18 protein-coding genes and 1 tRNA gene are annotated in these 21,566 nt (G+C 36.3%); 15 read left to right on the forward strand and 4 right to left on the reverse strand.

The window, feature by feature from the left end; translation table 11 throughout:
- Window positions 1-69: 69 nt before the first annotated feature.
- Window positions 70-864 (reverse strand): (Fe-S)-binding protein, encoded by a 795-nt coding sequence (locus QZ136_RS05940; protein WP_291401417.1) that lies wholly within the window; start codon window positions 862-864, stop codon window positions 70-72.
- Between the two features lie 157 nt (window positions 865-1,021).
- On the reverse strand, window positions 1,022-2,320 hold the full coding sequence (locus tag QZ136_RS05945) for a (Fe-S)-binding protein (RefSeq protein ID WP_291401419.1): 1,299 nt from the start codon (window positions 2,318-2,320) through the stop codon (window positions 1,022-1,024).
- Between the two features lie 183 nt (window positions 2,321-2,503).
- Between QZ136_RS05945 and QZ136_RS05950 the strand changes: the two genes are divergently transcribed.
- A tRNA-Phe gene (locus QZ136_RS05950) sits at window positions 2,504-2,576 on the forward strand.
- Window positions 2,577-2,639: 63 nt separating this feature from the next.
- On the opposite strand, the gene QZ136_RS05955 is transcribed toward QZ136_RS05950, so the two are convergent.
- Window positions 2,640-3,152, reverse strand: a complete 513-nt coding sequence (locus tag QZ136_RS05955) for a hypothetical protein (RefSeq protein WP_291401421.1) — start codon at window positions 3,150-3,152, stop codon at window positions 2,640-2,642.
- A gap of 440 nt (window positions 3,153-3,592) precedes the next feature.
- Between QZ136_RS05955 and QZ136_RS05960 the strand changes: the two genes are divergently transcribed.
- The 3 genes from QZ136_RS05960 to QZ136_RS05970 all read left to right on the forward strand — a co-directional run bounded on the left by QZ136_RS05960 (window position 3,593) and on the right by QZ136_RS05970 (window position 7,347).
- Window positions 3,593-4,093 (forward strand): hypothetical protein, encoded by a 501-nt coding sequence (locus tag QZ136_RS05960; RefSeq protein ID WP_291401423.1) that lies wholly within the window; start codon window positions 3,593-3,595, stop codon window positions 4,091-4,093.
- Between the two features lie 154 nt (window positions 4,094-4,247).
- Window positions 4,248-5,804: a sulfatase gene (locus QZ136_RS05965; RefSeq protein WP_291401426.1), complete on the forward strand. Its 1,557-nt coding sequence runs from the start codon at window positions 4,248-4,250 to the stop codon at window positions 5,802-5,804.
- Window positions 5,805-5,877: 73 nt separating this feature from the next.
- On the forward strand, window positions 5,878-7,347 hold the full coding sequence (locus tag QZ136_RS05970; protein ID WP_291401428.1) for a sulfatase-like hydrolase/transferase: 1,470 nt from the start codon (window positions 5,878-5,880) through the stop codon (window positions 7,345-7,347).
- A gap of 61 nt (window positions 7,348-7,408) precedes the next feature.
- On the opposite strand, the gene QZ136_RS05975 is transcribed toward QZ136_RS05970, so the two are convergent.
- On the reverse strand, window positions 7,409-8,869 hold the full coding sequence (locus tag QZ136_RS05975) for a sulfatase (RefSeq protein WP_291401430.1): 1,461 nt from the start codon (window positions 8,867-8,869) through the stop codon (window positions 7,409-7,411).
- A gap of 130 nt (window positions 8,870-8,999) precedes the next feature.
- Between QZ136_RS05975 and QZ136_RS05980 the strand changes: the two genes are divergently transcribed.
- From QZ136_RS05980 to QZ136_RS06030, 11 genes are all read left to right on the forward strand, one after another.
- A complete protein-coding gene (locus QZ136_RS05980) occupies window positions 9,000-9,395 on the forward strand; it encodes a hypothetical protein (protein WP_291401431.1) in 396 nt (131 codons plus the stop codon).
- Window positions 9,396-9,542: 147 nt separating this feature from the next.
- Complete coding sequence (locus tag QZ136_RS05985; RefSeq protein WP_291401433.1) at window positions 9,543-9,809, forward strand: heavy metal-binding domain-containing protein; 267 nt, start codon at window positions 9,543-9,545, stop codon at window positions 9,807-9,809.
- A 5-nt stretch (window positions 9,810-9,814) separates the two neighbouring features.
- A complete protein-coding gene (locus tag QZ136_RS05990; RefSeq protein WP_291401435.1) occupies window positions 9,815-11,119 on the forward strand; it encodes an efflux RND transporter permease subunit in 1,305 nt (434 codons plus the stop codon).
- Window positions 11,109-13,052, forward strand: coding sequence for an efflux RND transporter permease subunit (locus QZ136_RS05995; RefSeq protein ID WP_291401555.1), 1,944 nt, complete (start codon window positions 11,109-11,111; stop codon window positions 13,050-13,052). Before QZ136_RS05990 ends, QZ136_RS05995 begins: the two co-directional genes overlap by 11 nt.
- A gap of 25 nt (window positions 13,053-13,077) precedes the next feature.
- A complete protein-coding gene (locus QZ136_RS06000) occupies window positions 13,078-14,286 on the forward strand; it encodes a TolC family protein (RefSeq protein ID WP_291401437.1) in 1,209 nt (402 codons plus the stop codon).
- Complete coding sequence (locus QZ136_RS06005; RefSeq protein ID WP_291401438.1) at window positions 14,264-15,580, forward strand: efflux RND transporter periplasmic adaptor subunit; 1,317 nt, start codon at window positions 14,264-14,266, stop codon at window positions 15,578-15,580. The genes QZ136_RS06000 and QZ136_RS06005 overlap by 23 nt, the downstream gene beginning before the upstream one ends.
- Window positions 15,580-16,770 carry an efflux RND transporter periplasmic adaptor subunit gene (locus tag QZ136_RS06010; RefSeq protein ID WP_291401441.1) on the forward strand — a complete coding sequence of 397 codons (1,191 nt, stop codon included), beginning with the start codon at window positions 15,580-15,582 and terminating at the stop codon, window positions 16,768-16,770. Before QZ136_RS06005 ends, QZ136_RS06010 begins: the two co-directional genes overlap by 1 nt.
- A 176-nt stretch (window positions 16,771-16,946) precedes the next feature.
- Window positions 16,947-17,453, forward strand: a complete 507-nt coding sequence (locus tag QZ136_RS06015) for a hypothetical protein (protein WP_291401443.1) — start codon at window positions 16,947-16,949, stop codon at window positions 17,451-17,453.
- Window positions 17,454-17,739: 286 nt separating this feature from the next.
- Window positions 17,740-18,978, forward strand: coding sequence for a DUF5009 domain-containing protein (locus QZ136_RS06020; protein ID WP_291401445.1), 1,239 nt, complete (start codon window positions 17,740-17,742; stop codon window positions 18,976-18,978).
- 21 nt (window positions 18,979-18,999) lie between these two features.
- The gene (locus QZ136_RS06025) at window positions 19,000-20,106 is read left to right on the forward strand and encodes an amidohydrolase family protein (protein ID WP_291401447.1); all 1,107 of its coding nucleotides are present in this window, start codon (window positions 19,000-19,002) and stop codon (window positions 20,104-20,106) included.
- A 32-nt stretch (window positions 20,107-20,138) separates the two neighbouring features.
- Complete coding sequence (locus QZ136_RS06030) at window positions 20,139-21,548, forward strand: Gfo/Idh/MocA family oxidoreductase (protein WP_291401449.1); 1,410 nt, start codon at window positions 20,139-20,141, stop codon at window positions 21,546-21,548.
- Window positions 21,549-21,566 lie beyond the last annotated feature (18 nt).

Consider the following 21,566-nt stretch of genomic DNA (forward strand, 5'->3'; position numbering starts at 1 on the left):
AGGGGCTTTTTTAAGGCCCCTTTTTTCTTTTGTAAGAATAAATTTTATTGATTGGGATATAGATAAAATTTATAAGCCGTTAGCCTTAACGGTAATCTCTGCAATATCCAAAACACTAACTTCTTTCTCCTGGTTAAAGTTTTTAACTCCGTCGCTGAGCATAGTCATGCAGAATGGGCACGAAGAAGCAACAATATTTGGTTTAAGGGCTAGCGCTTCGTCAATGCGTTCAATGTTGATATCCTTATTACCTTTTTCGGGTTCCTTAAACATTTGGGCACCACCAGCACCGCAGCAGAGTCCATTCGACTTACAGCGTTTCATTTCAACTAATTCTGCATCAAGTATTTCTAATGCCTTGCGAGGCGCTTCATAAACGCCATTGGCACGACCTAAATAACATGGATCATGGAAGGTGATTTTCTTTCCTTTGAAAGATTCGCCACCTTCAGCTTTAAGTTTGCCCTCATCAATTAATTGCTGTATTAATTGAGAATGGTGAATAACTTCATAATTACCACCTAATCCTGGGTATTCATTTTTTATGGTGTTAAAGCAATGTGGGCATCCTGTAACTATTTTTTTGATGTCATATCCATCCAATACTTGAATATTGGTCATGGCTTGCATTTGAAAGAGGAATTCATTTCCTGCACGCTTTGCGGGATCTCCTGTACAACTTTCTTCAGTGCCTAGAATAGCAAAATTCATCCCCACATGGTTTAGAATCTTACAGATATCGCGGGTAATTTTCTGAGCACGTTCATCAAAACTACCTGCGCAGCCTACCCAAAATAAGATATCTGGACTTTCACCTTTTGCCGCCATTTCGGCCATAGTAGGGATCTTGATAGTTTGTTCCATATTCGTTGTTTTGTCTTTTTGGTTTTCGTTTGTCTGGGGTTTTATTATGATATCTGAGGTCTGATGTCGGTTAGTTATCTGTTATCTGCTAACTGACAACTGCTAACTGACAACTGCTAACTGACAACTGTTAACTGCTAACTGATAACTGACAACATCACATCTTAGTCCAATTTGCTCGATCGGCGGGCGAATATTTCCAAGGGGCACCATTATTCTCAATATTTGAGAACATATTATTAAGGCTTGTTGGAGCTTGAGCTTCCTCCATAACCGAAAAACGTCTGAGTTCAACAATGATGGCTAGGGGATCGATATTTACCGGACAAGCATCGGTGCAGGCATTGCAGGAGGTGCAGGCCCAAATTTCTTCGCGACTGATATAATCATCAAGTAAAGATTTTCCATCTTGATGATCCTTGCCATGTTTATCTATATTATTTCCCACCTCAACTAAACGATCGCGGGTATCCATCATAATTTTACGAGGAGAGAGCAATTTGCCAGTCATGTTTGCCGGACAAACAGAGGTGCATCTACCACATTCTGTACAGGTATAGGCATCCATTAAATTTTTCCATGTTAAATCGCTAACATCCTTTGCTCCAAAACGAGTCCCTTCTGCTACGGGTTCTGGGACGAAACTCGGATCAAGCATGGCTTTAACCTCATTGCTAACGGATGCCATGTTTGACAGTTCGCCTTTAGGCTCCAAATTTGAATAATAAGTATTGGGGAATGCTAAAACAATGTGGAAGTGCTTAGAATAAGGCAAGTAGTTTAAAAATGCAAATATCCCTATAATGTGAAACCACCAGCAGAAGCGCTCAATGGCGATAAGTGCTGATTGCGAATCTGGTAGGATAGGTAAAAGGTAGCTACTTATAGGAAAAGTTCCCGCCTGAATATAATTGGATGCACCTGCTAATTGAAGTTTATAGTCGGCGGCATTCATAAGTAAGAAAGCCGACATTAAAAAGACCTCAACAATTAAAATGATATTAGCATCCGTCTTTGGCCAATTAGTCATTTCTACGCCTTTAAAACGCTTTAGATTGATAATATTTCTTCTTGCATAAAATACCACTACGGCAAGAAGAACTAAAGCTGCGAGTATCTCAAATGAAGCAATGAGCACATTGTATAATCCACCAAGAGGCGCTGCAAAAATTCGGTGTGTGCCTAAAAGTCCGTCGAGGATAATTTCAAGTACCTCCAAATTAATAATTACAAATCCTAAATATACAAAGAGATGCAAGATGGCGGCAATGGGTCTTTTCCCCATTTTAGACTGTCCGAAGGCTACCTTGAGCATGGTAATTAAGCGATCGAGTGGACGATCAGAACGATCTATATCTCTACCGAGATTGATATTTCGGATAATTTTGCGTATATTCTTTGTGAATAATGCTATTGAAGCCGCAGCAATAATTAGAAAAATGACTTGCAGAACCATATTGGTGTAGGTTTATGCTGTAAAAATATGGATTATCTCGGAAATCCAATTACTATGCATGCATAATATTTAAAATATTTTTTTTTAGATCTTCAAGAAAAAAATACAATAATTTTCAAATAATATTTTCATAAACGAAAAAAGACATTACATTTGCAGTCCCGAACAAAACGGGTATGGTCTGGTACCATAGCTCAGTTGGTAGAGCAAAGGACTGAAAATCCTTGTGTCGCTGGTTCGATTCCAGCTGGTACCACGAAAAAAGCCTCAGAGAAATCTGAGGCTTTTTTGATTTTAGGAATTTTATAAAATCGTTCTACTAAATCCTCAAACCATAATCCTCATTTGAAAGAATCAAAAATTTATAAGTGTTTATTGTGGCAGATGAATAATTAGTTTTATCTGTGATTGTAGTTACCTTAATTGTGTTTTTCTTACCTTGGTAAACTTTAATAATATCCCCGTTTTCTAATTCAGCTTTAATTAATCTATAACCTAAAGAAATTATTTTGGTTACATATTTAGAATAGGTTTCTTTTTGGCTAATGTGAATTGAAATTCTATTGGTTTTAGTGTCATTGCTTGATAAATACTCAATGGTAGATTTGGATGCTTTATTAGATAATCTAAAATAATCAGATGATTGTCCGTTAGCATCCAATCTAGCCTCGTTTGAATTTATCCATCCTTTGGGATTTAAATATTCTATAAACTTGGTCAAGTTTTTCTTTCTTAAATCAACAAGTTCATCTAAGCTTAGGCTTTGCCCAAATCCAGTATTTGTAAGAAGTATTAATAATAGGAATGTGATAAATTTGATAAAATATTTCATGCTTTTATTTTGTTAAATTATTGTTTTAGAAAACCATTTGGAATCGTCTATCTTATATTATCCTGAAATTCCTTTCATCAAAACTTAGTAATAGCTTTTCCAATCTTTGAATTTGCTTTATTCAATTCTATTTTAATTCTTACATTTTATATAAGTATTTTGCCTTGTTCGTGTGAAATGCCATAAATTAAATTATTCTTCATTATTTTGATTATATTTATAAATTATTAAATATTATTTAATAATAAAGCGTCTATGGATAAATAATATTTACCATAAATTTAATTTATTAAATTAATTTAATAAAAAAATTATTAAATTAATTACCTTCTGAATCATTTATTTTCTACTAAGCTATTATTAATCAACTACTTGATTGATTCTAATCAATATTATTTATTTCAAATTGTCTAAATTTAAATTTAAATAATCTTAACAAAATGACTCTTCTAATCATTCTTGAGGCCCTTTATGATAAGGATGATGCCAGTTTAGTAGAAATGATTAATAATTCCGTTCCAGTTAAAACCTACTCTTTTAAGAATAAACTTTTTGTAATTCATTCTGGCTTTAGGTTTACGATAAATACTGGTAAGGCATTTGATTTGTTAATTGATCTATCAGATTTAAATGATCCTCAATTAATCCTAAGTCCAGTTTCAGAATTAACCTCATTCCCACTAATTCTTGGATTAGTAGTCTTTAAGAAAAATAAATATATCGATGCTTTCTCAAAGGTGATGATTGCTGGAATTTCTGAGGATAATGTTAAAATTTATCCCATAGAGTCTAAAGTTGAGGATATTGAGATTATGAACTTAAATCATTCTGAGTTTTATATTTTCCGAGCTGAAGACAATTCCATAATTAGACGTTTTCCCTTGTCGAGATTATATAATAAATCCCTTTTATTACGAGATGGAAAGTTTTATGAATATTGAAAATATGCTTATTGTTTGAATTCTAAATTCTTTATACCTGTATATTTTGATCTAAAAATCAAATCCTATTCTTGAAAAATTAGAAAGCTTAATTAATTTTATTTATACTTATGAAATAAAATTTGCTGTTGAGCTCTTATTAAATTTATTAGATATGATGAAGAGGATTGTCCCTAACCTAAATAATTTCTTCTGTTTATTTTTCATAATCATTTCATCTAGCTTATCTGCTCAGGACAAGAAAGCGTTGACATATCAGCCTATTACAGGCACAAAACCACGAAATATTATATTTATTCTCTCAGATGATCACCGTTATGATTTTATGGGATTTACTGGAGCTGTACCGGGTTTAAAAACGCCTAATTTAGATCGAATTGCCAATGAGGGGGCTCATTTTCAGAATGCTTTTGTGAGCACTGCACTTTGTTCACCAAGTAGAGCTTCTATTTTAACTGGTCAATATGCTCATACGCATACGGTGGTTGATAATCAGGCACCAGCACCAAAATCCTTGATTTATTTTCCTGAATATCTTCAAAAAGCGGGTTACCAAACATCGTTTTTTGGAAAATGGCACATGGGTGGGGGGAGTAGTGACCCGAGACCAGGTTTTGATCGTTGGGTGAGCTTTGCGGGGCAAGGTGTCTATTATAATCCACAATTAAATATTGATGGGAAGATGCTTGCTTATCGCGACAGCGCTTATATTACTGATGTATTAACCGATTTAACCTTAGAATGGTTAGAACAGCGAGATAAGAAAAAGCCATTTTTTGTTTATTTATCCCATAAGGCAGTACATGCCGAATTTAATCCCGCAAAAAGAGATAATGGAATTTATAGAGATATAAAAATTCAATATCCTGTATCTATGTTTTCTACTGCAAGGGCTAATAGTAAGAAATTCACCAAGGGTCATCAGGTAGATTCAAGTAGTTATAAAATTAATTATAAAGACATACCGTCCTGGGTGCGCGCCCAACGGGATAGCTGGCATGGAGTTGATTATATGTATGATGGTCAGACTGATTTTGATAGTTTTTATGTGGATTATCTAGAGACTTTAATGGGGATTGATTATAGTGTAGGGAGGGTGTTAAAATATCTTAAGGATAATAATCTAGACAAGGAAACTTTGGTGATTTACATGGGAGATAATGGTTTTTCATTTGGTGAACATGGCTTGATTGATAAGCGCCATGCTTATGAAGAGTCGATGCGAGTGCCGTTAATAGCCCGCTCACCTGATTTAATTAAAGCTGGGACAAAGGTGAAAGAAATGGTTTTAAACATTGATATCGCACCTACAATTCTGGAATTAGCTGGAGTGAAAAAGCCAGTCCAGGTGGAAGGAAATTCATTCGTTTCACTCATGAAAGGAATGCCTGAAGCTAACTGGAGGAAGGAAATATTTTATGAATATTATTGGGAAAACCCATTTCCGCAGACGCCCACACAATTTGCAATTCGCACGGATCAGTTTAAATTTATTCGTAGTCACGGGGTATGGGATATTAATCAGCTTTATGATTTAAAGAATGATCCTTATGAGCTAAATAACCTCATTAGGGATCCGAAATTTCAAACTATAGCGAAAGACTTAAATACGAAATTGTGGGATTGGTTGGATAAAACTGGCGGATTGTATATTCCTCTAAAAACAATAAATGAGCGCAAAAACGACCATATATTTAGATCTACTTGGTAAGAATATACGCATTTTTTTTCACATTATCAAATTTTTTATGTTGAAACGATTTAATTATCTCTTTTTAATTTTAATGCTTGGTCAAACTTTTAGCGCAGTTTCTATTGCGCAAACCAGGCCTAATATTGTAATTATTTACACGGATGATTTAGGTTTCGGAGATATTAGTGCTAATGGGGCCAAGAAAATAAAAACTCCTAATATTGACCGCATTGCTAAGGAGGGTTTAAGATTTACAAATGCTTATGCCACTTCAGCAACATGTACTCCATCTCGATTTTCATTACTTACAGGAAAATATGCCTGGCGAAAATCTGGGACTAATGTTGCTCCAGGAGATGCGGCTTTAATTATTCCTACAGATGTAGAAACGATGCCGGCAATGCTTCAAAAGGCAGGTTATAAGACCGCCGTAGTGGGGAAATGGCATTTGGGATTAGGTCCCGCAGGTGGACCCAACTGGAACGCCGACATTAAACCCGGACCTTTAGAAATAGGTTTTAACTATTCTTTTATCATGCCAGCTACTGGCGACCGTGTGCCTTGTGTTTATTTGGAAAACCATAGAATTGTAGATCTTGATCCTTCAGATCCGATTCGTGTTTCTTATAAAGAAAAAATAGGGAATGAGCCTACAGGAAAAGAAAATCCTGAACTTTTAAAAATGAATTATTCTCATGGGCATGATGCTACTATTATCAATGGTGTGAGCAGAATAGGATGGATGACTGGTGGGAAAAAGGCGCGTTGGATAGACGAAGAAATGGCCGATGTATTCACTAATAGGGCCATAAATTTTCTAGACGAAAATGCAAAAAATCCATTTTTCCTGTATTTCGCTACGCATGATATTCATGTGCCAAGGCTTCCACATTCTCGATTTGTAGGCAAAAGTGGCATGGGAGCACGTGGTGATGCTATTTTACAATTAGACTGGTCGGTGGGAGAGATTCTGAAAACTCTCGACCGCCTAAAAATTGCTGATGAGACCTTAATTATTTTTACTAGTGATAATGGGGCAGTGGTAGATGATGGATATGTGGATGAGGCGGTAGAAAAATTGAATGGACATACTCCATCAGGAATATTAAGAGGCGGAAAATACAGCGCTTTTGAGGGTGGAACTAAAGTCCCTATGTTGCTAAGATGGCCCTCAAAAATTAAGTCAGGAAGCGTGTCAAACGCCTTGTTTAGTCAGATAGATTTTTATGCTTCATTGGCTGCATTGACCGGAAGAAGCATAAACGCACCTGATAGTTTTAATAGTTTAAATACTTTGTTGGGTGCTAAAGAGAATCGCGAATTTATTATTCAGCAGGCCGTAAATAGTAGGTTGGGAATAATTCAAGGCGATTGGAAATATATTCCAGCTGGTCCGGGGGCAGCAATAAATAAGCAGGTAAATATTGAGCTTGGGAATGATTTAAAGCCTCAATTATATAATCTTAAGAAGGACGCAGGTGAGAAGAATAATTTGGCAGATCAACATCCTGAGATAGTAGAAAAATTAATGCAGAAGCTCAAAGAGCTCAAGGGAGAATAATATTAAATATTTTGATTTGGGTAAAAACATAGAATTACCCAAATCAAAATAATAATTGAATTTATTTTACTTTGCCTGCAAGGCGTTTATTTGCGCCTTCAATTTTCTGTAAATCATCACCTAGATCTGCTCTTGCCTCTTCTGCTAATGCTTTTAACTCTTTTACAATTTCCGGGAAGTATGATTTAACATCGTACTGTTCGCCTGGATCTCTACGAAGGTCATAAAGAGCTTCTGCCATCATGATATTTTCAGGCGCAGCTCCTGGAAATCCATCAACACCAGGTGCTTGATTTAAATAGGAGCGCGATGGGTGTTCGAATACAAGCTTCCAATTATCTCTTCTAACGGCTTCTAGTGCGTTTTTTCGGTAATAGTATAAAAAGTTTTTTCGAGGGGATAATTGCATATTACCTTTTAAGATTTCTCCCAAATCAATACCATCGATTTTTTTATTGGGAAGAGCTGTTCCCGTTAATTTGGCAATGGTTGGCAAAATATCGATAGTGGAGGCTAATTGATTTGCGACTAATCCGCCAGGTATTTTACCTTTCCATCTGATGATACAAGGAACCCGCTGACCACCCTCAAAGGAGCTTCCTTTTCCTTCTCTTAGTCCGCCAGTATTTCCTGCATGGTTACCAAAATTTAACCAAGGACCATTATCACTGGTAAAAATAATCATGGTATTATTTTCAAGACCTTCTTTTTTAAGAACTTCCATTATCTTACCCACATTATAATCGATTTCTTGAATCATATCGCCATATAAACCTTGCTTGCTTTTACCTCTAAATGCTGCTGATGCATTGATCGGTACATGTGGCATTGGATGCGGTATGTATGCGAAAAATGGCTTCTTTTTATTGCGACGAATGAAACTGATAGCTTCGTCGGTAAACTTGCTAGTAAGCATTGCCTGATCTTCTAAAGTGCTGATGGTGTCGATTGGGGCATGGTTTCTGATCAATGGAAGAGGTGGGAAACGATGTTTGTTTGTCCCAGCTAAGGCTGGTGCACCATCATAATTTACAGGCCACATATCATTTGAATAGGGTATTCCTAGGTATTCATCAAAGCCATGATTGAGAGGTAAAAACTCTGGAGCATCTCCAAGATGCCATTTCCCGAATATTCCTGTGGCATAATTTTTCTGTTTTAGGAGCTCGGCAATAGTAGTTTCCTCTTTGTTCAAACCTATTGGGGAAGCAGGAAAAAGAGCGCCTGTGATGCCAATTCGGTTAGAATAACAGCCTGTTAAAATTGCCGCACGTGAAGCACTACAAACTGCTTGAGCAGATAAAAAATTAGTAAAACGAATACCTTCTGAAGCTAATCGGTCGATATTTGGGGTGTTAATATCGAGTGCGCCATAAGATGATAAATCGCCATAGCCCATATCATCCATGAAAATTAAGATAATATTGGGACTATCAGATGCTGTGTTTTTAACTGGAGTGTTTGATTGATGAAGGGTAAGCAGTACTAGTGCTAAAACCAAAATCTTTATTTTTTTGAACATGAGATAACGATATTTATTATGCTCAAGATAAAATTTATATGGGATAAATAAAAAGATTAGATTTTTTGCCAGTCAATTTTTCAAATAATATTTTAATTCCGTTTTTTATCCCAATCTTTGTATGGATAAAATGAAAAAGCTTGTAATCACCATATTAGCAATTTTTTACCTAGGTGTTTCATCTGGCGCAAGCCTGCATGTTCACCATTGTATGGGTGAGCTTGTTGAATGGGGATTTTCTGATAATAGTGTAGATGATGAGGGCAAATGCACCAATTGTGGCATGAAGCAAGGCAATTCTGAGCTTTGTTGTAAAACTCAGAAACAAGAATTTAAGCTAAAAGATAGCTATAAAGCTCCCTTAAATGTCATTCATTTTCAGTCTTTTGCTTTATTAGCACAAACTTATCCTGAACATAAAATTTTAGCAAAAACTAAGGCTCCTGCTGATGATTTTGTGCAAATATCTGTCCCGCCCTCGGATAAAACCCCAACATTTATTCGGAATTGTAATTTCCGTATTTGATTTTTCTGTTTTGGACAATCCTCTGTCCTAAATTTTCTTTTTAAGTATTTAATGAAAATATTGATCAGTTTAATTGATCTAATTTTTTCATTTTCAAATACTTATATCAAAATTTAATTTCTCGTTTACTAGATTAATCAATAAAACATGAAAAATTTATTCAATATCTGCGCAATTTTGCTTGTATTTTCTTGGGCATCTTGTACAAGTTCAGAAAAGCCTGTTGAGGCAAGTACTGATACAGTCACACATCACCAATCACATGCAGTGTATACTTGTCCGATGCACCCAGAAGTCATAAGCGACAAACCAGGAATTTGCCCTGAATGTAAAATGGACCTAGTTGCAAAAGTCGATGGGCCATCAACAAGCGATTCTACTGTTAAAGCACATCACGATAAACACCAACACTAAGCACGATGGTTGAGAAAATCATTTCATTTTCACTGCGTAACCGCTTCATTGTACTGCTTTTTGCAGCTGCTATTTTTACTTGGGGAATATTCTCTATGAAATCTAGCAAGATTGATGCGATACCGGATTTGTCTGAAAATCAGGTTATTGTATTTACAGAATGGATGGGTAGGAGTCCTCAAATTATTGAAGACCAGATTACTTACCCTTTAGTTACAAATCTTCAGGGCTTACCTAAGGTTAAATATGTTCGAGCAAATTCCATGTTTGGAATGAGCTTCATTTACATCATTTTTGAGGATGATGTGGATGTATATTGGGCTCGTGCTAGAGTGCTTGAGCGGCTCAATACTGTGACTAATAGCCTTCCAGATGGTGTTAGTCCGACAATTGGCCCCGATGGCACTGGAGTAGGTCATGTACTGTGGTACACCCTTGATGCCCCTGGGATGGATTTAGGGGAGCAGCGTGCCGTGCAAGACTGGTACATCAAATTTGCTTTACAAAATGTACAGGGTGTAAGTGAAATTGCTTCCTTTGGCGGATTTCAAAAGCAGTATCAAATTAGTATTGATCCAGATAAGTTAAGTTATTATAAATTAACTATTCAGGATGTGATGCGGGCCGTAAAAAGTAATAATAATGAAGCTGGTGGTCGGAAATTTGAGATGAGTGGGATTGCTTACATCATCAAAACAACGGGTTATTTAAAGTCGCTTGATGAAATCGGTAATCTGCCAATAAGAACACAAAACTCCATCCCCATTAAGGTTAGTGATATTGGTACCGTTCAAATGGCTGGCGAAAGTCGCTTAGGTATTTTCGACTATAATGGTGAGGGTGAAGCAGTTGGTGGCATTGTGGTTTTACGTTATGGTGAAAATGCCAATGAAGTTATTAAGCGAGTAAAAACAAAGATGGATGAGGTGAGCAAGGGACTTCCTGAAGGAATGAAATTTACCATTGTTTACGATAGAGGAGAACTGATAGAAGAGTCGATTTCATCTATTAAAACAACATTAATTGAAGAAATGATAGTTGTTTCACTCATTGTTATGCTTTTTCTTTTACACTGGCGAAGTGCAATTAGCATTATTATTCAGATTCCTATTACGATTGCGGCAAGTTTCATTGTGCTAAATGCCTTTGATATTTCATCCAATATCATGTCCCTAACGGGGATAGCGCTTGCCATAGGGGTAATTGTTGATAATGGAATTATTATGGCCGAAAATTCATACAAAAACCTGGCTACAAGGCAAGCCGAACTTAATGAACAAAGAAAAGGAGGGAACTCACATGTGGTTTAAGAAGAAAAATTCTTTTTCTGGCAAGGACGATGATTATGTAAAGCTATCTAGTGAAGAGCGCTTGAGTATCATAGAGAAAGCCTGTAAACAGGTCTCAAGAGGTGTATTTTACTCCACCATCATAATTATTGCTTCATTTTTGCCGGTTTTTTTATTAACTGGTCAGGAAGGGAAATTGTTCCATCCTTTGGCTTATACCAAGACATTTATTTTGGTAATTGATGCCATTTTGGTACTCACTTTAGCCCCTGTAATTATTTCCTTTTTTATGAAGGGACGTTTCCGTCAGGAGCATGAAAACCCCATTAATAGGGGAATGGAGCGTGTTTATTTGCCAATTATCCGTACTTGTATCCGAAATAGAAAAACCACACTAGGCATCAATATCCTTGCTTTGATTGTTAGTGTGCCGATGTTAATGAGTTTGGGTCGTGAGTTTATGCCTCCTCTTGATGAGCAGTCGGTGCTTTTTATGCCGGTAACCTTACCCGATGTTTCCAATGGTGAGATTAAGCGTATTCTTCAAGTTCAAGATAAGCTTATAAAATCTGTCCCAGAGGTAGATCATGTACTTGGTAAGGCGGGGAGGGCAAGTACAGCCACAGATAATTCGCCAATTAGCATGATTGAAACGATTATCGCTTTAAAGCCTAAGAGTGAATGGCGGCCAGGCATCACCAAGAAGGATATTATCAATGAATTGGATGCTAAACTTCAAATTCCAGGTGTGGTTAATGGTTGGACGCAACCCATCATAAATCGTATAAATATGCTTTCTACCGGAATTAGAACGGATGTGGGATTGAAGGTTTACGGTCAAGATTTGAATCAGATCAATACTATTTCGCATGAGGTTCAACATATTTTGCAGGGTATTGATGGTGTAAAAGATCTCTATGTGGAGCCAGTTACGGGTGGCAAATACCTTGAAATTGATATCAAGCGCGATCAGCTAGAGCGTTACGGGTTAACTGTTGACGATGTGAATGCTACCGTTGAAACTGCTATCGGGGGTAGCCCTTTTGCTTCAACTATTGAAGGCAGAAAGCGTTTTAATGTCCAATTGCGCCTTGGTGAAGATTTTCGTAATAGCCTAGATAAACTGAAAAGGATTCCACTTGTTTCGCCAGATGCTGGAACTATTCCACTTTCTGCTGTTAGCGATATTCGATTTGTGGATGGTCCGCCTATGATAACCTCAGAAAATGCGATTTTACGAGGAGCAGTAATGTTTAATGTGCGTGATCGTGATCTTGGCAATACCGTGCAAGAGGCCATAGATAAGCTGAACAAAGATTTAAAGTTGCCAGGTGGCTATTTTGTGGAGTGGAGTGGTCAGTATGAGAATTTATTGCGTGGACAAAAAACTTTACTTTACATACTTCCAATAGTGTTATTTATCATTTTTCTTGCCCTTTATCTCGCATTTAAATCAATCAGAGAAGCATTCTTAAGCTTGGTGACTATACCCTTTGCCTTGATTGGGGGAGTGTTTTTAGTTTATTTCTGGGGAGTAAATCTTTCTGTTGCTGTGGCGGTAGGATTTATTGCACTCTTTGGTATCGCAGTTGAAACAGGGGTAGTGATGGTTATTTACTTGAATGATGCTATGAATCAGTTAATTGCATTGAAAGGAAACTCAAGTGAAACCATCAGCAAAGAAGACTTACGCGAGTATGTAATTATGGGTGCAGCTAAGAGGCTAAGGCCTAAAATTATGACTGTTTGTGTGGCTTTATTCGGTTTAATACCTGTGTTATGGTCGGGAGGAGTGGGTAGCGATGTGATGCAGCCCATTGTTTTACCTATGATTGGAGGGGTTTTAACCTCATCTACTCATATTTTATTGGTTACTCCACTCATATTTTTAATGACTAAGGAGTATGAATTAAGAAAATTTGGAAAATTGGAGGTTCATGATGTTAAACATTAAAAAAATAGGGTTAATTGTGCTTTTTATGAGCTCTCGACTTGCTATTGGGCAGGATAAAATGAGCTTGGAGCAGATATTTGAGGAGATAAAATCTAAAAACATCGGACTAAAATCTTATGCTAGTCGTATTCAAAGTAAGGATGCAAAAGTAGAAGGTGCAAGTGCTTGGATGGCACCTATGGTAGGAGCTGGTACATTTATGACACCTTACCCTTTTCAGGGGATGGCTGGAGAAAATGATCGTGGTGCTTTGATGCTTACCGCTGAACAAGAAATTCCAAATCCCGCGAAGGTAAAAGCTAAGAGGGAATACCTTCAAATTCAATCTAAGGGAGATATTTATGCTCAATCTGAGCTTTTTAACCAATTTAAAGCAAGAGCAAGGCAGCTTTATTTCGGTTTATTGATTGATTATAAAAGGATTTATTATCAAGAAGAGAATAAACGCATCATGGAAACCATGATGAAGCTTGCGGAGATCCGTTATCCTTTTAATCAGGGCGGGTTAAACCAGGTTTTTAAGGCTGAAGGACGTGCTTTTGAGTCGGAGAATATGATTTTAATGACTAAATCTAGTATTCGCTCTAAAAAAATCACACTCAATACCTTGATGAATCGGTCGGCCGAAATGGATCTACAAATAGATACTTCATTTCAAGTTAATTTTATTCCTAAGGCGGATTTAGATACTGCCTATTTTGCTAGTTCCAGAAGTGATATTTTAAATATGCAGCATGAAATTAATGTCATGAAAAAAAATATCAACCTGATGAAACAAGAAGCTAAGCCTGATTTTAGGTTACGCTTTGATCACATGTCGAACTATTCGGCAATGATGCCAAGGCAATTTACTGTGATGGGAATGCTCTCTATTCCGATTGTTCCTTGGTCTTCAAAAATGTATAAATCGGAAATAAAATCAATGAATTTTGAGCAGGAAGCGATGCGTCAGCAGAAGGCAGCAATGTTGACCGATATGTTAGGTATGACCCGCAGCATGGAAAGTGAACTTACATTGATGCAGAAGCAATTAGCTAATTATGAGCAAAGGATTGTGCCTTCTCTACAGAAATATTTGAAGGTTTCAATTTTGTCTTACCAAGAAAATAAATCGGATTTAAATACGGTAATTGATGCTTGGGAGGCTCTAAATATGGCACAAATGAATTATCTGAATCAATTAGAGAAATTTTATCAAATGATTGTTGATTATGAGAAAAATATTGAAAGGTAGTATCGGCTTTTTTCTTGTCTTGGGATTTATGCTTTCGGCTTGTAATCAAAACAAGGAAGCTACATCAACCATTATCTACACATGCCCAATGCATCCTGAAATTTTAAATGAAGGACCAGGCATTTGCCCAATTTGTAAAATGGATTTGGTACCAAGAGATGCTGGTGGATCACATGGTTCAGCTGATAAATCTCTAAATAGTTTAGTAAAGCCTAGTAATGAGTTAGTTATCTCAGGAATCAAGACTGTGAAAGCACAAAGTGGATTGCGGAATGTAGATTTAATCTTGAAAGGAGTAATAAATTACAATTCTAATCAGTGGAAAACCGTTTCTGCTCGAGTTAGTGGTCGCATAGAACGTTTATATGTAAAATATGGCTATGAACAGGTAAAAAAAGGACAGAAAATAATGGATATTTATAGTCCCGATTTGCTAAATGCTCAACAAGAACTACTTTTTCTTAAAAATAATTCAGAACCTGAATTATTAGAATCCGCCAAGAAAAAATTACTGTTTTTAGGCTTATCGCAACAGCAAATAAATCAAGTTTTGCGTAGCGGAATTATAAATCCTACCGTCTCCGTTTATAGTCCCTATTCTGGATATGTCGCCGAATTGGAACTAAATAATATGCCTGATTCTAGTCCCGCAGCTCAAACCGGAGGTACCAGAATAAGTACAAATAATGCTTCTGGAATGAATGGGATGGGTTCTGGGACTAACTCTGAAGCGATTCCGACGGTAAAATCAATTAGTACAGGACAAGCACTTCAGATTAGAGAGGGCCAATATGTGAATGCGGGACAGAAATTATTTAGTTTGATAAATACAGATCAAGTTTGGGTTGAATTTTTTGCAGATGCCAAGCAATTGCAGTCCTTTAAAAGTGGGACTAATATTAAAATTAATGCAATTGATGTTGCTGATCAGGAAATAGAAATTAAGGTTAGCCTTGTGCAGCCTTATTATCGTGAGGGTGTAAATTATTCATTAATTAAAGCCAATTTACCCAATGGGAGTCGTTTGTGGAAGGTTGGTCAACTCATTTCTGTTCATAAAGAAACTGAGTTAAATGGGAATTGGGTTCCAAAAACAGCTGTTTTGCAAATGGGAAAAAAACATATTGTCTTCTTGAATCGGGACTCTGCATTTGTTCCTGTTTATGTAGATGTAAAAGCAATGGCAAACGATTGGATTGATGTTGGAGATAGTTTAAAAGCAGATCAAAAAATAGCCATCAATGCATGGTTTTTAGTCGATACCGAAAGTTTTATTAAAGCAGAACGTTTATAATGAAAAGAAATATATTAATTGGTTTTTTCCTGCTTTTTGTAGGTTTTTTGCTATATTCATGCAAAGATACGAAAAAAGATAAACATGCTCATGCCGGCACTTATACCTGCCCCATGCATCCTCAAATCATTAATAATGCACCCGGTTCTTGTCCGATTTGCGGAATGGACCTTGTACCAGTAAATGCGGCTGGAAGTAAGAATGAATTGATGTTAAGCGACAGTCAGGTTCAGTTAGCTAATATTCGAACCATGTCAATTGCGACTTCCTCATTTAGTACTTCCAAGGTTTTAAATGGTCGATTAATCACTAATCCAGAACGTACTGCCACTGTATCTAGCCGTTACTCCGGATGGATTGAACGATTGTTTATAAAGGAAACTGGAATTAAGATTAGTAAAGGACAAGCTCTTTTTCAAATCTATAGTGAGCAAATACAAACCTTACAACAAGATTATTTACTTCAAATTAAGCAAGCCGCTGCATTTCCTAATGAAAAGATTTACAGCACGATGCGGAATGCGGCAAAAAACAAATTGCGCTTATTTGGAATGAGTGATTCGCAAATAAAATCTTTAGAAAATGGGACTAAAACATCCCCATTACTCACCGTTTTTTCAAGTGAATCTGGTACGGTTACAGAACTGAATATTTCTGAGGGGCAGTATGTTTCTGAGGGGACTCAAGTATTAAAATTAGAGAATTTTGATCAGTTGTGGCTAGAGATGGATGTCTATCCTTCTGAAATTTCTGACATTAAAATTGGGACTAAAGTTAAGGCATTAGTAAGTGGTTTAGGAAATGAAGAACAATCTCTTGTAATTGATTTTATATCTCCACAGATAGATCCATCAACTCAAATTTTGAAGGTACGTGCTCCAATTAAAAATTCAGGGAATTTACAGGCAGGAATGCAGGCGAGCGTCTTTTTGCCAGTTTCAGAGATTAGGGATGCGATGAGTTTACCGATGGATGCGCTTGTCCGCGATGAGCGAGGCTCACATGTTTGGGTTAAAGTCGGGAAAAACACCTTTTCTCCTCGAATTGTTAAAACTGGAGCAGAAAATGAGGATCAAATAATAATTCTTTCAGGATTGGAAGGTGTAAAAGAGGTTGTTATCAGTGGGGCATATTTATTATCGAGTGAGTTTTTATTAAAAAAGGGGATGGATCCAATGCTTAAAAAATAGAATTATTATCCTCTGACATGTTGTATTGAATTTTTCCGCTAATTTTTGATGAAAATCAAATAGCTTCTTGATTGGTATCGTTTTCATTGGCTCATGGATTCTGCAATTTTAAATGAGAAAAATGCTGAAGTATTGGCCAAATTAAAATTGATTATTTACCATTTAACAAAGAAATCATGAAACATTTAAAGTTAATTCTAATCCTAATTGTATTCACTACAGGCTTTGCCCTAAAGTCTGAGGCTCAAATTGTGCTTCCAGAGGTTAAAATAGAAGCAATAAATTATAAATATCTCAACTCTGTAGAAGCAGGTGCAGTAGCTCTTCCTGTGAAGCGCCTACAGCGCGAGGTTGCTGCATTTGATTTGAAAACCTCAGAATTTTATGAAGATGAGTATGACAGCTATTTTATTTCTTTTTACATCCCTGAAGGAGAAATTTTGGCGGCCTATGATAAAGATGGCAATTTATTGCGCACGGCAGAAAAGTATAAGAATGTGAAGTTGCCCACCGAAGTAGCCTCCACAGTTGCTCAAAAATACCCAGGATGGACTATTGCCAAGGATGTCTATTTAGTAAGTTATTATGAATCAAAGGGCATAACCAAAGTGTATAAATTGGTTCTTGAAAATGGGACTAAACGTATGCGTATCAAAACAAATGAATTTGGAGATATTATTTAGGTCCAATTTTATCAATCATATAAAAGCAGTCTCAATAGACTGCTTTTTTATTTATTACAAATTTAGCTCTTCAAATTCTTTTTTTTAAATAGCCTTTTTGGTTCTTTTTACCCATGATTCTAAATTTAATTTAGAAAATGAATCATTTTATTTTTACACTCTCAATAAAAATGTATAACTTAAACTTTAATAATAAATAGCTCATATATAGCTAGTTAAATTCGTTTTAGGAGTTTGCTTATGTGTTTCTCCTTGATATTTTAATTTTATTAAATCTTTGATATTAATGCAAGCAACAGAGTCTCTAAAGGATGATTTACCAGTTAATGGAAACATTGTTAACCCTACCTTACCTCCCAATAGAATTGCTTCTGTAGATGTTTATCGTGGTTTTGTGATGCTCCTCATGATGGCAGAGGTTCTTTCTCTTTCAGATGTTTCTAAAGCTTTGCCAGGAAATAAATTCTGGGAATTTTTGTCTTTCCAACAAAGTCATGTTCCATGGATATGGTTGAGTTTGCATGATATGATTCAGCCCTCATTTACTTTTTTGGTTGGTGTTGTTCTTCCTTATTCTATTGCAAGCCGGAAAAATAAAGGTGCTAGCGTACAAAATATACTCATACATACCATTAAACGTTCCTTTATTTTAATATTTCTAGGAATATTTTTGCGTTCCATGTACTCGAGCCAAACAAATTTTACATTTGAAGATACACTCACGCAAATAGGACTGGGTTATACCTTCCTGGTTTTAATCTCTTTTTATTCACAGCGAGTTCAGATTATTTCTCTGATTGTGATCCTGTTTTCTTATACCTTGGCGTTTGCACTTTATCCGCTGCCTGGGGCCTCCTTCGATTATGCCTCTGCAGGTGTAAGTGCCAATTGGGAGCATAATTTAACTGGCTTTGCTGCACATTGGAATAAGAATACCAATTTAGCCTGGGCTTTTGATCAGTGGTTTTTGAATTTATTTCCTAGAGAAAGTCCTTTTCTTTTTAATTCAGGAGGTTATTCTACGCTCAGTTTTATTCCTACTTTGGGAACAATGATTTTGGGGCTTCTAGCAGGAAATTACCTGAATTCATCTCAAAACGCCCGCAAAAAACTTAATTTCTTCCTTTTTTCGGGCTTAGCTCTCCTTGTTTTTGGTATTCTGCTTCATGTAAGTGGTTTAAATCCTATTGTAAAGCGCATCTGGACTCCTGCATGGACAATCTTTAGTGGAGGCATCTGTTTCTTGTTTTTAGCCTTATTTTATGGATTAATTGATATGAAAGGCAAGCATAAAGGTTCTTTCTTTTTGATGGTTATTGGTGTAAACTCAATTGCAGCTTATGTTATTGCAGATGGTGGGATGAAAAATCTTATCAACGACTCTCTATTTATTCATTTGGGCGAAAACTTTAATCAGGTATTTGGAACTGCTTATGCTACTTTAATTAGTGGCGGACTAGTCCTATTGTTTGAATGGTTGATTTTATATTGGATGTTTAAGAAAAAAATATTTATTAAGATTTAAGCTCATTAAAAAAACATTTTTATGAAAACGAAATTTCTTTATTTATGTATGATTGGCTCACTATTTTGTGGTGATGCTCAGTCTCAAATGAAACCCTCAAAAGCAAATAAATCTTCCACAAAGTTTTATACTTTGCAAGATTTTAAGTCGGTTGAGAAATATGATACCCACGTTCATATCAATACCTACGATACTGCTTTCATAAATTTAGCCAAAGCGGATAACTTTAAATTATTAACGGTAAATGTTAATCCTTCTACTTACCCTTCTGTTGATAATCAAGAAAATGTGTCATTAGAATTGATAAAAAGTTTCCCTGAGCAAGTGGCTTATGCTACCACTTTTACTGTAAAAGATTGGGGGACAGATCTTTGGCTTCCTCAAACTCTGGCTTATCTAAAAAATTCATTTAGCAAAGGTGCAATTGGGGTTAAAATCTGGAAGAATATAGGAATGGAACTTCGTGACAAAGATGGGAAGTTTGTGATGGTTAATGATGCTAGACTGGACCCGGTTTTTGATTTTATTGAAAAAAACAATGTTACTCTTATTGGGCATTTAGGTGAACCTAAAAATGCATGGCTCCCAGTTGATCAAATGACTGTCTCAGGGGATAAATCTTATTTTTCCAAGAACCCTAAATATCACATGTACCTTCACCCTGAATACCCCTCTTACCAAGATCAAATTGATGCACGTGATAAAATGCTTGAAAAGCATCCAACAATTCGTTTTGTTGGTGTTCACTTGGGTAGCCTTGAATGGGATGTAGATGAATTGGCAAAAAGACTCGATAAGTTCCCAAATATGGCAGTCGATATGGCCGAACGTATTTGTCACCTTCAATATCAAACTATAAATAACAGGCAAAAAGTATATGATTTCATGGTTAAATATCAAGATCGACTTATTTATGCTACCGATAATTCAGTGGGTAAAAGTTCAAATCCTATAGAATATAAGAAAAGGATTCATGAAAGAAGAATGAGCGATTGGAGATATTTTGTAAGCGATGATGAGATGAATGTGACTGATTTTCAGGAGAAAATCCAAGGTCTTAAATTGCCGAAAGAAGTAATTGATAAAATTTATAGAACAAATGCTGAGAAGTGGTTTCCAGGAATCTAAAACAATTAATTCCACCTTAAAACAAATAAATCATGAAAAATAACCGTAGAGATTTTTTGAAAAAAAGTAGCCTTGCCGGATTAGGTCTTGCGGGTGCAACAGTATTAAACGGATTCGCATCCGAAGAGAAGAAGGGTCCATGGATTGCAAAATCAAGCATCCAAACATTTAACATGAGTGGCTATGCTGCCCCAAAGCTCGAAACTGTTCGGGTTGGTTTTATTGGTTTAGGTCAACGTGGTCCTTCTCACCTTAACGCGATTTCTAAAATCGAGGGCACCGAAATTAAAGCTTTATGTGATTTACGCCCTGAAAGTGTAAATAAGGCTAAAAAAAGGCTAGAAGCTACGAGTCATAATCCTAAGCTTTATTCTGGGACTGAGGATGAATGGAAAAAACTTTGCGAACAAAAAGATATTGACCTGATTTATATTTGTACACCTTGGCATTTACATACACCTATGGCTTTGTACGCAATGGAGCAAGGTAAACACGTAGCGATTGAGGTTCCTGCAACTGTTTCATTAGAAGAATGCTGGAAGTTAGTAGAGACATCCGAGCGCACACGCAAACATTGCATGATGCTCGAAAATTGCTGCTACGATTTCTTTGAATTATTGACACTAAACATGGCAAGACAGGGCTATTTTGGTGAGATTATTCATACAGAAGGTGCTTATATTCATAACCTCATCGACCTTAATTTTAGTGATAAGGGTTATCAAAATATGTGGCGATTGAGAGAAAATGCGACAAGAGAGGGTAGTATTTATCCCACTCATGGATTAGGCCCAGTTTGTCAAGTATTAAATGTTAATCGTGGAGATAAAATGGATTATTTAGTTTCTATGTCATCCAATGATTTCCATATGGGTGAACGTGCTAAAGAAGAGGCAGCAAAGAATGATCTTTACAAAGAATTTGTTGGTAAGGATTTTAAAGGAAATATCAATACTACCACAATTCGTACAACTAAAGGTAAAACTATCATGATTCAACATGATGTAACTTCACCGCGTCCTTACTCTCGTATTCATTTAGTGAGTGGTACCAAAGGTACTGCGTTAAAATATCCAACACCACGGATTTCAAATGGCCATTCAGGTTGGTTAAAAGAAGATGATTTTAAAGCTCTTGAGGCTCAATTTACGCCTAATATTGTGAAGAAAGTAGGAGAGCTTGCTAAAAAAGTTGGTGGCCATGGTGGAATGGATTTCTTAATGAACTGGCGTTTAATTGATTGTCTTCGTAATGGCTTACCTCTTGATCAAGATGTTTATGATGCAGCAGCATGGAGCTCAATTTGGCCATTAAGCGAATGGTCTGTAAATAATCGTTCCAACTCAGTTGATGTTCCTGATTTTACTCGTGGAGCATGGAAAAAGAATCAGCCACATGATATTAACCTTGAAAAAGGTGGAGATACTAAGGTGAAAATCTAAATCTGATTTTTTAATATT

The sequence above is a fragment of the Daejeonella sp. genome (genome assembly GCF_017495225.1).
Lineage (GTDB): Bacteria > Bacteroidota > Bacteroidia > Sphingobacteriales > Sphingobacteriaceae > Daejeonella.

What these genes read in the sequence shown, in the direction of transcription:
- QZ136_RS05945 (WP_291401419.1), bottom strand. Translation starts at nt 2,320, where the DNA reads ATGGTTCTGCAAGTCATTTTTCTAATTATTGCTGCGGCTTCAATAGCA.
- QZ136_RS06010 (WP_291401441.1), top strand. Translation starts at nt 15,580, where the DNA reads ATGAAAAGAAATATATTAATTGGTTTTTTCCTGCTTTTTGTAGGTTTT.
- QZ136_RS06025 (WP_291401447.1), top strand. Translation starts at nt 19,000, where the DNA reads ATGAAAACGAAATTTCTTTATTTATGTATGATTGGCTCACTATTTTGT.
- QZ136_RS05970 (WP_291401428.1), top strand. Translation starts at nt 5,878, where the DNA reads ATGCTTGGTCAAACTTTTAGCGCAGTTTCTATTGCGCAAACCAGGCCT.
- QZ136_RS05990 (WP_291401435.1), top strand. Translation starts at nt 9,815, where the DNA reads ATGGTTGAGAAAATCATTTCATTTTCACTGCGTAACCGCTTCATTGTA.
- QZ136_RS05985 (WP_291401433.1), top strand. Translation starts at nt 9,543, where the DNA reads ATGAAAAATTTATTCAATATCTGCGCAATTTTGCTTGTATTTTCTTGG.
- QZ136_RS06005 (WP_291401438.1), top strand. Translation starts at nt 14,264, where the DNA reads ATGAGAAAAATATTGAAAGGTAGTATCGGCTTTTTTCTTGTCTTGGGA.
- QZ136_RS05995 (WP_291401555.1), top strand. Translation starts at nt 11,109, where the DNA reads ATGTGGTTTAAGAAGAAAAATTCTTTTTCTGGCAAGGACGATGATTAT.
- QZ136_RS06020 (WP_291401445.1), top strand. Translation starts at nt 17,740, where the DNA reads ATGCAAGCAACAGAGTCTCTAAAGGATGATTTACCAGTTAATGGAAAC.
- QZ136_RS05960 (WP_291401423.1), top strand. Translation starts at nt 3,593, where the DNA reads ATGACTCTTCTAATCATTCTTGAGGCCCTTTATGATAAGGATGATGCC.
- QZ136_RS05980 (WP_291401431.1), top strand. Translation starts at nt 9,000, where the DNA reads ATGAAAAAGCTTGTAATCACCATATTAGCAATTTTTTACCTAGGTGTT.
- QZ136_RS05965 (WP_291401426.1), top strand. Translation starts at nt 4,248, where the DNA reads ATGATGAAGAGGATTGTCCCTAACCTAAATAATTTCTTCTGTTTATTT.
- QZ136_RS05955 (WP_291401421.1), bottom strand. Translation starts at nt 3,152, where the DNA reads ATGAAATATTTTATCAAATTTATCACATTCCTATTATTAATACTTCTT.
- QZ136_RS06030 (WP_291401449.1), top strand. Translation starts at nt 20,139, where the DNA reads ATGAAAAATAACCGTAGAGATTTTTTGAAAAAAAGTAGCCTTGCCGGA.
- QZ136_RS05940 (WP_291401417.1), bottom strand. Translation starts at nt 864, where the DNA reads ATGGAACAAACTATCAAGATCCCTACTATGGCCGAAATGGCGGCAAAA.
- QZ136_RS05975 (WP_291401430.1), bottom strand. Translation starts at nt 8,869, where the DNA reads ATGTTCAAAAAAATAAAGATTTTGGTTTTAGCACTAGTACTGCTTACC.
- QZ136_RS06015 (WP_291401443.1), top strand. Translation starts at nt 16,947, where the DNA reads ATGAAACATTTAAAGTTAATTCTAATCCTAATTGTATTCACTACAGGC.
- QZ136_RS06000 (WP_291401437.1), top strand. Translation starts at nt 13,078, where the DNA reads ATGAGCTCTCGACTTGCTATTGGGCAGGATAAAATGAGCTTGGAGCAG.